At 37.9% G+C, this 12,634-nt stretch carries 10 protein-coding genes and 1 tRNA gene; 1 reads left to right on the top strand and 10 read right to left on the bottom strand.

What is annotated here, in order from left to right; translation table 11 throughout:
* Positions 1-6 precede the first annotated feature (6 nt).
* From B5X53_RS07420 to B5X53_RS07375, 10 genes are all read right to left on the bottom strand, one after another.
* Positions 7-597: a DUF5683 domain-containing protein gene (locus B5X53_RS07420; protein WP_079712606.1), complete on the bottom strand. Its 591-nt coding sequence runs from the start codon at positions 595-597 to the stop codon at positions 7-9.
* A complete protein-coding gene (locus B5X53_RS07415; protein WP_079712605.1) occupies positions 587-1,492 on the bottom strand; it encodes a ParB/RepB/Spo0J family partition protein in 906 nt (301 codons plus the stop codon). The genes B5X53_RS07420 and B5X53_RS07415 overlap by 11 nt, the downstream gene beginning before the upstream one ends.
* A 3-nt stretch (positions 1,493-1,495) precedes the next feature.
* A complete protein-coding gene (locus B5X53_RS07410) occupies positions 1,496-2,260 on the bottom strand; it encodes a ParA family protein (protein WP_079712604.1) in 765 nt (254 codons plus the stop codon).
* Between the two features lie 149 nt (positions 2,261-2,409).
* A complete protein-coding gene (locus tag B5X53_RS07405) occupies positions 2,410-5,238 on the bottom strand; it encodes a M16 family metallopeptidase (RefSeq protein ID WP_079712603.1) in 2,829 nt (942 codons plus the stop codon).
* 171 nt (positions 5,239-5,409) lie between these two features.
* Positions 5,410-6,291: an SDR family oxidoreductase gene (locus tag B5X53_RS07400; protein ID WP_079712602.1), complete on the bottom strand. Its 882-nt coding sequence runs from the start codon at positions 6,289-6,291 to the stop codon at positions 5,410-5,412.
* A 25-nt stretch (positions 6,292-6,316) separates the two neighbouring features.
* Positions 6,317-8,452, bottom strand: coding sequence for a methylmalonyl-CoA mutase (gene scpA, locus B5X53_RS07395; protein ID WP_079712601.1), 2,136 nt, complete (start codon positions 8,450-8,452; stop codon positions 6,317-6,319).
* 14 nt (positions 8,453-8,466) lie between these two features.
* Positions 8,467-9,849 carry a methylmalonyl-CoA mutase subunit beta gene (locus B5X53_RS07390; RefSeq protein WP_079712823.1) on the bottom strand — a complete coding sequence of 461 codons (1,383 nt, stop codon included), beginning with the start codon at positions 9,847-9,849 and terminating at the stop codon, positions 8,467-8,469.
* A 25-nt stretch (positions 9,850-9,874) separates the two neighbouring features.
* The gene (locus B5X53_RS07385) at positions 9,875-10,192 is read right to left on the bottom strand and encodes an FtsB family cell division protein (protein ID WP_079712600.1); all 318 of its coding nucleotides are present in this window, start codon (positions 10,190-10,192) and stop codon (positions 9,875-9,877) included.
* A gap of 89 nt (positions 10,193-10,281) precedes the next feature.
* The gene (gene udk, locus B5X53_RS07380; protein ID WP_079712599.1) at positions 10,282-10,890 is read right to left on the bottom strand and encodes a uridine kinase; all 609 of its coding nucleotides are present in this window, start codon (positions 10,888-10,890) and stop codon (positions 10,282-10,284) included.
* A 99-nt stretch (positions 10,891-10,989) separates the two neighbouring features.
* On the bottom strand, positions 10,990-12,189 hold the full coding sequence (locus B5X53_RS07375) for a PQQ-dependent sugar dehydrogenase (protein WP_079712822.1): 1,200 nt from the start codon (positions 12,187-12,189) through the stop codon (positions 10,990-10,992).
* A gap of 180 nt (positions 12,190-12,369) precedes the next feature.
* On the opposite strand from B5X53_RS07375, the gene B5X53_RS07370 reads away from it, so the two are divergent.
* A tRNA-Pro gene (locus tag B5X53_RS07370) sits at positions 12,370-12,444 on the top strand.
* Positions 12,445-12,634: the final 190 nt, after the last annotated feature.

Raw genomic sequence — 12,634 nt, 5'->3', positions numbered from 1 at the left:
TGCTTCCTAAAACCTGTAATTTAAGGATAAACCGTAGCGGGATTTCCCTGTATAATTATCAAGTTCCATATTTGGTTGTAGCGTTAAGTCTTCACTTACATTAAACTGTTGTAAATGAGCATCTACGTTAGCATCAATAATATTCAGAACATAAAAACCGGCAGTTACTAGGATTGAAATTTCCTTATTTCGGCGGTAAAATTCCTGTGCTCTAATAAGTCCATCATCGGTTATCCTTTGATCACCGTTTACAGTAAATTCATCTTTCCGGCCAGCGAGACGGTCTTTATAAGCATCTCGGTAACGATTCCACTCTTTATTATTATTGATGTAAAAATAAACCCCGGTACCAATTCCCGCATACACAAGCGGTATTTTCCAGTACCTGCCGTTATATGCCTGCCCTAAACCCGGTAATATTGCCGAATAAAATGCAGCTTTAGCGGGGGCGAGTGCATTATAAGGTTTATAATCTTTTTCTTCAGAAATTGTATCCTGATTCACAGGAGTTTCAACCATTAAAGAATCTTCCTGGGCCGTAAGTGTAAAAACCAACAACAGGAAAAAAAGAAATGATAAAACCCGATTATTCTTCACCCTGAATAAGTTTTTTTAACCGAATAAAATCTTCTTCAGAAGAAAACGGAATACTAAGTTTTCCTGAACCTTTTTTAGTAACCTTTAAATCTACTTTGGTCCCTAAATATTCTGAAAATTCTTTAATTCCTTTTTTATAAGTAGTAGGAACTGCAGCTGATTTCTTAGCGGTTTTTGAAGTTTTAGAACCTTCATTTACTTCACGTACCAGTTGTTCGGTTTCCCTAACAGACAATGATTTTTGAAGTATTTTTTCATAAATATCCAACTGCTTTTGTGGATCGCTAACGTTAATCAAGGCCCGGCCGTGCCCCATACTCATAAAACCATCCCGCATTCCGGTTTGAATAATAGGATCGAGTTTTAAAAGACGTAAGTAATTGGCGATAGTAGAACGGTTTTTCCCGATTCGCTCGCTAAGTTGCTCTTGGGTAAGGTTTATTTCATCTATTAATCGCTGGTACGAAAGCGAAATCTCTATCGGGTCTAAATCCTGGCGCTGAATATTTTCTACCAAGGCCATTTCCAAGGATTCCTGGTCATTGGCAATCCTTATATATGCCGGAATAGTTTCTAAACCGACTAATTTTGAAGCCCGGTAACGCCGTTCTCCAGAAACTAACTGGTATTTATCGTAATCCAGTTTTCTAACAGTAATTGGCTGGATTACTCCAAGTTCTCGAATTGAAGAGGCCAATTCTTTAAGATTGTCTTCGTTAAAACTGGTTCTTGGCTGGAACGGATTTACTTCAATAGATCCTAATTCCAGTTCTACTATATGCCCAACCAGTTTATCGGCATTTTTATCTTCAGCAGATTGTATATCATTTTGCGGATCTTTCAATAAAGCCGAAAGTCCGCGCCCTAATGCCTGTTTTTTTGTCGCCTTCGCCATCTTCTAAGGGTTTTTCTTTATAATTTCATTTGCCAGGCTTAAATAATTGCTGGCTCCTTTACTACCCGCATCATAGTTAATAATGCTTTCGCCATAACTTGGGGCTTCACTTAAACGTACATTTCTTTGAATGATTGTATCAAAAACCATCTCTCCAAAATGCTTCTGAACTTCTTCTACCACCTGGTTAGAAAGCCTTAAACGCGAATCGTACATAGTTAGCAATAAACCTTCTATGTCTAATTTATTATTATGAATTTTTTGAACGCTTTTTATAGTGTTAAGCAGTTTTCCTAAACCTTCCAGCGCAAAATATTCACATTGAATTGGAATTACCACAGAATCTGATGCTGTTAAGGCATTTAAAGTTAATAAACCCAGGGAAGGAGCACAATCAATTAAAATAAAATCATACCGCTCTTTTAAAGGAGTGATTGCTTTTTTTAGCATAGATTCCCTTTGATCCTGGTCTACCAGTTCAATTTCTATAGCAACCAGATCAATATGAGCCGGGATGATATCTAAATTGGGAGAACTTGTTTTTTGAATGCAGTCTTCAGGAGCTATTGAGTCTTCAAAAAGCTGGTAAGTGCCTAATTCAACCTCTTCAACGTCAATTCCCAGGCCCGATGTAGCATTGGCCTGTGGGTCTGCATCTATTAACAATACTTTCTTTTCAAGTACTCCAAGCGAAGCGGCCAGGTTTACCGAGGTAGTGGTTTTGCCAACTCCTCCTTTTTGGTTTGCAATAGCAATGATTTTACCCATTAAGTCTCTGTGATTTTTGAAGGGTAAAAATACAATTTATTACAGGTTTATAAAATGATTTTGTTAACAGCTTATACATAAAAAACCGATTGTAGCCATAAATGGGTAACAATCGGTTTTTAAAAAGTTAGTTTTGGAAAAATCCCGGGTTATTCTCCATCCTCTGCCGCTTCCCCTTTTTTCTCAGGCATCAAAATACCTAATAAATAGTTCTTGTCTAAATACTTCTTAGCCACTTCTTTAATTTCATCTTTAGAAAGATCCGCTACTTTTTCTTCATATTTTAAGATTTCGCTAAGGTCACGCTCTTCCATATCGGCAGTTTCTAACTGACTTAACCAAAATCTATTTTCCTGAAGCTGGTCCTTGCGTTGTACTAAAAAGGTTTCCTTGATTTTATCCAGGTCTTTATCAGTTGGGCCATTTTCTTTAATTTTTTCAACTTCAGCAAGTGCGGCCTCCGTTAAACTTTCAACATTTTCCGGTCCGCAAGGGAAAGAAATAGTGAAATTGTAAGACCCATATGGAATTTTGCTTAGGTTACCACGAGCACCAACTCCATAAACACCGGCTTCTTCTTCTCTAAGCTGCTCTACCAATTTAATGGTTAAAATTTCTCCTAAAGCTTTCATCGTAAAATCTTCTTCGGCTTCATAATTGGTTTCTCCATTCCAAAGAATATTTACCATACTTTTGGGATCGGTACCTTTATAAACTACTTTTTTTTCTCCTGAAGTTGAAGTTCTAAATTCCGGAGCTTTAAATTCTTCATTTTTTTCTGAAGACGGTAAACTTGCGATATAAGTTGAAGCAAGTTCTTTTACTTTTTCTTCATCAATATTACCTACGAAATAAAAGGTGAAATCACCTGCATTGGCAAAACGTTCCTGGTATTTTTTATAAGCCAGTTCATAATTTTGCGAATCGTATTTCTCTGGAGTAGGGAAACCTACATATCTAGTATTTCCTTGATTTCTGAATTTCCCTAACTCATTTTGAAAATAGAAATTAGGATTAGACATCAAATTCCCTAAAAAGGCTTTTTGTTTGTTTACAAATGCAGTGTAGGCTTCTTTATCCATATTAAGTTCGGTAAAATAAAGATGAACCATCTGGAATAACGTTTCAAGGTCTTTTGGTGTAGAGGAACCACTGAAACCTTCCGTAATGCCGGAAATTTCAGGACGCACCTGAACTATTTTTCCGCTCATCATTTTATTAAGATCGTTTACCGAAAGGTCTGCGATTCCTGCTTGAGAGAGACCACTATTGGCCAAGGCTGTATTTAAATAATCTTCATCTGAATATAATGAAGTTCCTCCCATACTTTTGGCGCTAAAAAGGATCTCATCATTTTTAAAATCAGTTTTCTTATATACTACTTCTGCACCATTACTTAGTTTTAAACGAGTAAAACCAACTTCTTCATTTTTTTCTGTCTCAACCACACTACCTGCATTAGGTATTTTGGTCATTAACTCATCTCGTAATGTTTCTTCTTCATAGCTGGCTATTTCTGAATTTTCAATTTCCTCTAAAAGAGCCATCACTTCCTCTTCTTTAACCGGTTCCAGGCCTTCTTTTTTAGGTCCGGTAAGTACAATTACACGATTATCTTCATGAAGAAATTCAGAAATAAGTCCGTTAATTTCATCAAGTTCAATAGCATCTATATTTTCCTGTGCAAAATTGTACTGCCATTCGGTTCCCGGAATTGGCGTATTTTCAAGAAAATGATTAACATATTGATTTACCAACCGGCCACTTTCCTGCTTGTCGCGATCTTTGTATTGTTGCTCCAGTCTTGCAAGGTATTCACTTTTAGCTCTTTTAAATTCACTTTCGGTAAAACCATGTCGCTTCACTCGCTCATTTTCTTCTAATAAGGCTTTTAGTGATTCCAGTTGCTGATTTTCTCCCGTCATTGCGAAAGACTGGTATGCATTTTTATTCCGGGCAAAAGTGCCACCGTAATAAGAATATCCGTAATTAAAAGGTGGATTTGAGCTGTTTGTAAGTTCGCTTAAACGGTTATTGATCATAGTTGAAAAAAGGCTTCTTTCCATCTGATCTATATAATCTTCTTTGGTAATTACATCTTCTGACTCTTCGTGGTCTTTGTAATAAACCCGAACTTGTGAAAATGGTGCTTCTTTATCTGAAGCAATAGAAACAAAAGTTTCTTCGTGATTAGGAAGGTCGTAAGTTTTTCGTTCCCTCGGATTTTCTATTGGCTCCAGATTAGAAAAATGATCTTTGATCTTTTTCTCAATGGTTTCTACATCCAAATCTCCTACAGCAACCACGGCCATAAGGTCTGGGCGATACCAGTCTTTATAAAAATTACGAACGGTTTCATAATCTGCTTCCTCAATTACTTCTTTTTTTCCAATAGGAAGTCTGTCGGCATAATGGGAATTGTACATAACTTTTGGAAGATATTCCTGCATCATACGTTTATCCGGACCAAGACCCAAACGGTATTCTTCCATTACTACGCCGCGTTCTTCATCGATATCTTCGTCAGTCATCGTCGCTTTATGCGCCCAATCTTCGAGAATCTGAAAACCGGTATTTAAGGTTTCTTCGTCATCACTGGGGATGGGAAGAATATAAACGGTTTCATCAAAACTGGTGTAGGCATTTAAATCAGCCCCAAACTTTACACCGATGCTTTGAAGATAATCTACAAGTTCGTTTTTCTGAAAATTTTCAGTTCCATTAAAGTTCATATGCTCAACAAAATGAGCCAAACCTTGTTGGTTTTCGTTTTCCAGAATAGAACCTGCATTAATAACCAGACGAAGTTCTAATTTGTCCTCTGGTCTTTCGTTATTCCTAATGTAATAGGTGAGGCCATTCTCGAGTTTGCCCATCTTCACCTTCGGACTTACAGGAATATTTTCACTCTCCTGAGCGAGAATTCCAACATTCGCTGAAAGGAGAAGAATTAATGAATTCAGTAATAATTTTTTCATTTAAACAGGTGTTAGTAGTTAATAGTGCAACAATATACATTTTATTTAAAATTTTCTGCAATAGAATTAAAGAATTAGTTGAAAAATTTACCTGGAAACTTTAGGATAATAAAAAGCCCGACACTTTTTAAAGAATCGGGCTTTATAAATATTTCGAATGTCGAAAAAAGTTTAGCTGCCTTTCTTAGATTTAATCATCGCTTCTAAATTATCCCACATTTCCTCCGGAATAGCTTCCAATAGATTAAACTGGCCTGCACCTTTAAGCCATTCGCCGCCATCTATAGTGATTACTTCCCCATTTACATAAGCTGAAAAATCTGAAACCAAATAAGCAGCAAGATTTGCCAGTTCCTGGTGTTCTCCCACTCGTTTAAGCGGAACTTTTTTCGCAAGATCAAATTTATCTTTTAGATCTCCCGGCAATAACCTGTCCCAGGCACCTTTGGTAGGAAAGGGGCCGGGTGCAATGGCATTAAAGCGAATTCCGTATTTTGCCCATTCCACGGCTAAAGACCTTGTCATTGCTAAAACTCCTGCTTTTGCCGTTGCACTAGGCACCACATAAGCTGAACCGGTCCAGGCATAAGTGGTCACAATATTTAGTACGGTTTTGTCTTTTTGTTTTTCGTCTATCCAATGTTTTCCAAGCGCCATTGTGCAATTTTTACTTCCTTTTAATACGATATCAATGATCGTATCAAAAGCATTTGCACTTAATCGTTCGGTAGGAGAAATGAAATTTCCGGCGGCATTATTTAATAAAACGTCAACGCTTCCAAATTCTTTAAGAACCTCGTCTCGCATATTTTCTACCTGCTCATAATGTCTAACATCACATTGTACCGCAAAACATTTACCTCCGGTTTCATCTTCAAGTTCTTTCGCGGTATTTTGAAGTTTCTCCAAATTTCTTGAAGTAATGGCAACATTGGCTCCAAGCTCCATAAAGTATTTGGTCATCGCTTTTCCGAGTCCGCTGCCACCGCCGGTGACGATAATGGTTTTGCCTTTTAAAGCATCTTCCCGAAGCATTTTTTTAGTAAAATCCATAATATATTTTTTAGTTGGTTGTTATCTATTCTTCCTCTATCAAAATCTCCAAAAGCTGAATAGCAGCATCGCTAATTTTAGTTCCCGGTCCAAAAACAGCTACGGCTCCTGCATCAAATAAAAATTGATAATCCTGAGAGGGAATTACACCGCCCACTATTACCATAATATCCTCTCGTCCAAGTTTCTCTAATTCTTCCAGAACCTGCGGAACTAAAGTTTTATGTCCCGCTGCTAAAGAAGAAACCCCAAGAATGTGCACGTCGTTTTCCACGGCTTGCTTTGCGGCTTCTTTGGGAGTTTGAAAAAGCGGACCAATATCTACATCAAATCCAAGATCGGCGTAACCTGTGGCTACTACTTTGGCGCCACGATCGTGACCATCCTGGCCCATTTTCGCGATCATAATTCGGGGTCTTCTTCCGTCTTGCTCTGCAAATTTATCAGCCAGTTCCCTGGCTTTCTTAAATGAAGTATTGTCTTTCATTTCTTTGGAATATACACCGCTAAAGGTTTGAACTTTGGCTATATGTCTGCCGTAAACTTCTTCCAGCGCATCGCTAATCTCACCTAAAGTAGCACGATGCCTCGCGGCTTCAACTGCTAAGCTAAGCAAATTACCGTTTTCTTTTTTAGCACATTTAGTGAGATCTTCAAGTGCTTTGTGAACTTTTTCGGAATTTCTTTGGGCTTTTATCTTTTCCAGGCGTTCTACCTGTTGTTTTCTTACGGTTTGGTTGTCTACTTCTAAAGTAACCAGTTCGTCCTCTTTTTCGAGTCGGTATTTATTGGTACCGACAATAATATCGGTTTCACTATCAATTCTGGCTTGTTTTTTGGCCGCGGCTTCTTCAATACGCATCTTTGGAATTCCTTCCTCGATGGCTTTGGTCATTCCTCCAAGTTCTTCCACTTCCTCGATAAGTTTCCAGGCTTTTTTTGCAATTTCATTGGTAAGTTTTTCAACATAAAAACTCCCTGCCCACGGGTCTACAGTTTTTGTGATTTTTGTTTCCTGCTGAAGATGTAATTGTGTGTTCCTGGCAATTCTTGCAGAAAAATCGGTAGGCAAAGCAATGGCTTCATCTAAAGCATTGGTATGTAAACTTTGAGTTCCACCAAATGCTGCGGCAGCGGCTTCAATACAGGTTCGCGCCACATTATTAAAAGGATCCTGCTCTGTTAAACTCCATCCACTGGTTTGAGAATGTGTCCTAAGAGAAAGTGATTTTGGATTTTTAGGATTAAATTGTTTCACAAGTTTTGCCCAAAGCATACGGGCGGCACGCATTTTGGCAATCTCCATAAAATGATTCATCCCAATACCCCAGAAGAACGAAAGACGAGGCGCAAAACTATCAATATCCATCCCGGCGTCTAAACCTTTTCTGATATATTCCAGACCGTCGGCTAAGGTGTATGCAAGCTCGATATCACAGGTAGCTCCGGCTTCCTGCATATGATATCCTGAAATACTAATGCTGTTGAATTTGGGCATATTTTTAGAAGAATATTCAAAAATATCTGAAATAATCTTCATGGAAGGAGTAGGAGGGTAGATGTAGGTATTTCGCACCATAAACTCCTTTAAAATATCATTTTGGATGGTTCCCGAAAGTTTCTCAGGTTTTACTCCTTGTTCTTCGGCCGCAACGATATAAAATGCTAAAACCGGTAAAACCGCACCATTCATTGTCATAGAAACCGACATTCTATCGAGCGGAATCTGGTCAAAAAGGATCTTCATATCCTCAACCGAATCAATCGCAACTCCTGCTTTTCCAACATCACCAACCACACGTTCGTGATCGCTGTCGTAACCGCGATGAGTAGGAAGATCAAATGCCACTGAAAGTCCTTTTTGCCCGGCAGCAAGGTTTCTTCGGTAAAAAGCATTGCTTTCTTCGGCAGTAGAAAATCCGGCATATTGACGAATGGTCCACGGCCGACTAACATACATTGTACTGTATGGGCCGCGTAAATAAGGAGGAATTCCAGCTGCAAAATTCAAATGCTGTAAATCTTGAATATCGGTTTTAGAATAGGAAGGTTGCAAATCTATTTCTTCTGGAGTTTCAAAAGTGTTGTTTTCTCCTTCTTTTTGCCTTTTTCCAAGTTCCGGCTGCTGTAATTCTATATGTTGAAGTTCTTTTCTTTGCATTGCTTACTTTTAAATTAATCGGCCTTTTCCTGTTTTAAACGTTCCTGTTCCAGCTGCTCGCTTAAACGTCTTTCCAGGATAGGTTCAATTAAAGTTTTACGCGGATTTTGTTTTAGAAACGGGTATAATTCCAATTCGTTCTTCATTTTATCCTGTGGATTTTCGAACTTATTAGTACCGATCAAAACCAGTTCACCCTTATCGAATTGTTCCTGTTCTTTTTTTGCACTTTCCTTAATTTTTCGCTGAATTACGCCTTCTTTTAACTGCTTAAGAAATCCGCCGCCTTTTTCAATTTCTTTAAAAATATCCAAAGCCATTTCTGCAAATTGTTTGGTAAGACTTTCAATATAATAAGCACCTTCAGCCGCATTGGCCACTTTATCAAGATAGGCTTCATGTTTCAATACCAGCAATTGGTTGCGGGCAATCCTGTCGCCAAATTCATTGTTTTTATGATAAATTGCGTCGTAAGGCATATTATAAAACGTATTGGCACCGCCTAAAACCGCACTCATACTTTCGGTGGTGGTTCTTAACAGATTTACGTTAAAATCGTAGAGTGTTTTATTTCGTTTTGTGGGTTGAGCCAGGATATGACAGGTTTCTGGAATTTTATATTCGGAAGCTAACGTTGCATATAGCCACCTTAAAGCTTTGATTTTTGCAATTTCGAAGAAATAATTCGGCCCGGCGGCGATTAGAAATTGCGCCTGAAATTTCTCGAAATTTGGTTTTTTCTGAAAGTGATTTAAATATTCGTTTATGTGCGCCAATGCGTAAGCCAATTGCTGCGGAATAGTAGCACCGGCATTTTGATATAACGTAGCATCTACACTAATTACCGATTTAAATGCTTCGGAATTATCGAAAATCGCATCCAGAATTTCGTGGTCTTTCTGAAGGTTATGAAACCAATTTCCAGAACGGGCAAGGTTTCCTACAATATCAAATTGAAGAAAAACTTTGTTTTCTTTTCCTTTAAAAAATTCTCGCAAACGTTTGAAATAACTTTCAGAAAAAAAGTTGAAACTAAAATAAATAATAGTGTCCTCAAGGTTTAAACCTTTCAGTAAATCTTCAATAGCAATTTCTTTCTTCGGGATAATAAACCAAAGACTTTCTGCTCCTTTTTCTAAAACTTCTAGGGCCCGCCGATTGGTTTTTTCCGCAGAACCTACGTATAATCGCTCGCAAATATTCCAGTTCTTTGGAGAAGGAGTTTTTATACTTGCTTCAACATCTTCAGCATTATAAAAAGGTTTTATATTGATTCCATCCAGGGATTTATAAACGAGTTTCTCGTTATAATCGGCTCCATTTAGGTCGAACTGTATTTTTTGTTTCCATTGCTTTGCAGAAACTTCTTCAAATTCCTGAAATAATGATTCTGTCATTTTATGTGGTTTTTTTTGAAGAAAATTAATCCTCAATCGTATCGTATTCTATTATAAAAATTTCTTCATTTGGCCGCTTCATATAATACTGCTGGCGTGCAAATTTTTCCATTTCTACTGAATCCTGAAGCTGATCTATGGTAGCTTTATCTTTGGAAATTTCATTTTCGTAATACTGCCTGTTTTCTTCCAGTTCATCTATTTCCTGATTGAGTTCGTTGTGAACAAACCAGGAATTACTATCCAGAAAAAACATCCAACCTCCAAAAATTATGATTAGCAGCACGTATTTGTTGCTGATAATTTTAAACCATTTCTTGTTTCTTAATTCCTTTAATTTCACACCTTCTAACTTCAGTAACTAATTAAGATTGTTTTGGTTAAGCCGAGAAACTTGAATTTTTAGCGGCTATTCGGCTTAAAGATACGAAATTAGGTCAAGCGGTCTTTAATTATGGTTTGCACAATATCAACAGCAACAGTGTTATAACGGTTGGTAGGAATAATAATATCGGCAAATTCTTTGGTGGGTTCTATAAATTGCTGATGCATAGGTTTCAGCGTAGTCTGGTATCGCCATAAAACTTCATCTAAATCGCGTCCACGTTCAGAAATATCTCTTTTAAGTCGGCGTATTAAACGCTCATCACTATCGGCATGAACATAAATTTTAATGTCGAACATCTCCCGTATATCCGGATGGGCGAAGATTAAAATACCCTCAACAATTACCACCTTTCGGGGTTGGGTTTCAAGGGTTTGTTTAGTGCGATTATGTTCGGTGAAGGAGTAAACAGGTTGCTGAATAGTATTGCCCGCTTTAAGTTCTTTTAAATGTGCTACCAATAGATCGAAATCTATGGATTTTGGATGATCAAAATTGGTTTTAACCCGTTCTTCTTTGGATAAATGACTTAGATCTTTGTAGTAGGAATCCTGGGAAATTACATCTACCTCTTCATTCTTTAATTCGTCTATAATTTGCCGTACTACCGTAGTCTTTCCACTGCCGGTTCCGCCTGTAATTCCTATAATGAGCATCTAAAAAAATTTGGGGCAAATTTAAACATTTGCCCCAAATTAGAAATAAATATGATGTTTTATTACTCACTTATTGAGCAAAGAATTCTTACCCATCGATTATTCGGTTTGTTCAAGTGGTAGTAATTTTACTATTCCTGTACCTTCTACAGCAGCATAAATAAAACCGTCAGGACCTTGTTGAACATCTCTTAATCTTCCAAGCCCTTCCAGTAATTTCTCTCTTTTAGTTACTTCTCCATTTTCTATCGCTAAATGTTCTAAATATTGAAATTTAAGTGCACCAACTAAAAAGTTTCCTTTTAGTTCAGGATATTTATCTGAAGTTACTTTTTCAAAACCGCTAGGTGCAATAGACGGAACCCAATAGGTGAGTGGATTTTGAAATTCAGGTCCTGTTCTGTCTTCAGTAATGGTAGTACCGTCATAATTTTCACCATAAGTTACTACTGGCCAACCATAATTTTTTCCGGCTTTAATAACATTAATTTCATCGCCTCCTTTAGGCCCGTGTTCGTTAACCCAAACTTCACCGGTTTCCTCGTTGAAAATCATTCCCTGCGGATTTCTATGTCCGTAAGAATAAATTGCTTCTTTGGCATTTTCTTCACCTACAAAAGGATTGTCTGAAGGAATGCTTCCGTCTAAGTTAAGTCGGTAGATCTTGCCACCGTCCCTGGTAAGATCTTGAGGATTCACATCTCTGTTTCCACGATCTCCAATGCTGAAAAACAAGTGGCCTTCACCATCAAAAACAATTCTGGAACCAAAGTGCTGACCTCGGGTAGAATTTGGCTCGGCTTTGTAAAGATCTTCACGATTAATTAATTCATTATTTTCCAGTTTTGCGCGCATTAAGGCAGTATTCCCACCTTCGCCTTCACCTTCATCTGATGAGTAGGTGATATAAACCCAATTATTGTTTTCAAAATCGGGATGAAGGGCAATATCTAATAAACCACCCTGTCCCTGGTTGTAGACTTCAGGGCCGCCGTTAATGGCTACTCGTTTCCCATCTTTAAAATGATAAATATCTCCACCTTTTTCGGTAGCCAGGATGCTGCCATCGGGAAGGAAATCAAATCCCCACGGGATTGACATATTCTCTGCAATTACCTCGTGTTCATATTCATTTTCGGGCGAAACAGCTTCCTGCATTTCTTCTGGAACGGGATTATCAGAATCCTGATTATCTGTTTCTGTTGGTTCTTCAACTTCGGCTTTTTCCTCGGATTTTTGATTATCTCCGCAGGCGGAAAAGGTAAAAATTAAGCCTAATAGTAATAAAATTCTCTTCATAATATTTTTTTTTGTGATTAGCATATCCTGCATTATTAGCAAGATTCAACTAAGATATAAAAAATCTAAAGTTTTTCTTGTAGACTGATAAGTTTTCTTATATTTGCACCCGCTTTGAAGGATATTAGTTCTGTGAAGTTGAAATTTTGAAGTTTAAAAGATAGCGAGAGCTATCAGCTACGGGGTGTAGCGTAGCCCGGTTATCGCGCCTGCTTTGGGAGCAGGAGGCCGCAGGTTCGAATCCTGCCACCCCGACTTTCTAAAACCCACTATTGAAGGATGGTGGGTTTTTTTATTGGAATAACTCCTGCATTTATTGTGGCTGAAGGTTCTCCCGACGCTTCGGGACTACCACGGATCAAGCCTAATTGTTGTGTTTAAGCAAAAATTGTGGTTAATCTATATAAGAAGAATTCAACATTTTTCACTCCTCTAAACTGAGCCC

Origin of the sequence: Salegentibacter salinarum (assembly GCF_900168115.1) — a bacterium.
Lineage (GTDB): Bacteria > Bacteroidota > Bacteroidia > Flavobacteriales > Flavobacteriaceae > Salegentibacter > Salegentibacter salinarum.
This window is presented reverse-complemented; position numbering and strand designations above follow the sequence as displayed.

Excerpts from the sequence above, each read along its gene's own strand:
- B5X53_RS07400 (WP_079712602.1), bottom strand. The coding sequence starts at position 6,291 with ATGGATTTTACTAAAAAAATGCTTCGGGAAGATGCTTTAAAAGGCAAA.
- scpA (WP_079712601.1), bottom strand. The coding sequence starts at position 8,452 with ATGCAAAGAAAAGAACTTCAACATATAGAATTACAGCAGCCGGAACTT.
- B5X53_RS07415 (WP_079712605.1), bottom strand. The coding sequence starts at position 1,492 with ATGGCGAAGGCGACAAAAAAACAGGCATTAGGGCGCGGACTTTCGGCT.
- B5X53_RS07410 (WP_079712604.1), bottom strand. The coding sequence starts at position 2,260 with ATGGGTAAAATCATTGCTATTGCAAACCAAAAAGGAGGAGTTGGCAAA.
- B5X53_RS07375 (WP_079712822.1), bottom strand. The coding sequence starts at position 12,189 with ATGAAGAGAATTTTATTACTATTAGGCTTAATTTTTACCTTTTCCGCC.
- udk (WP_079712599.1), bottom strand. The coding sequence starts at position 10,890 with ATGCTCATTATAGGAATTACAGGCGGAACCGGCAGTGGAAAGACTACG.
- B5X53_RS07405 (WP_079712603.1), bottom strand. The coding sequence starts at position 5,238 with ATGAAAAAATTATTACTGAATTCATTAATTCTTCTCCTTTCAGCGAAT.
- B5X53_RS07390 (WP_079712823.1), bottom strand. The coding sequence starts at position 9,849 with ATGACAGAATCATTATTTCAGGAATTTGAAGAAGTTTCTGCAAAGCAA.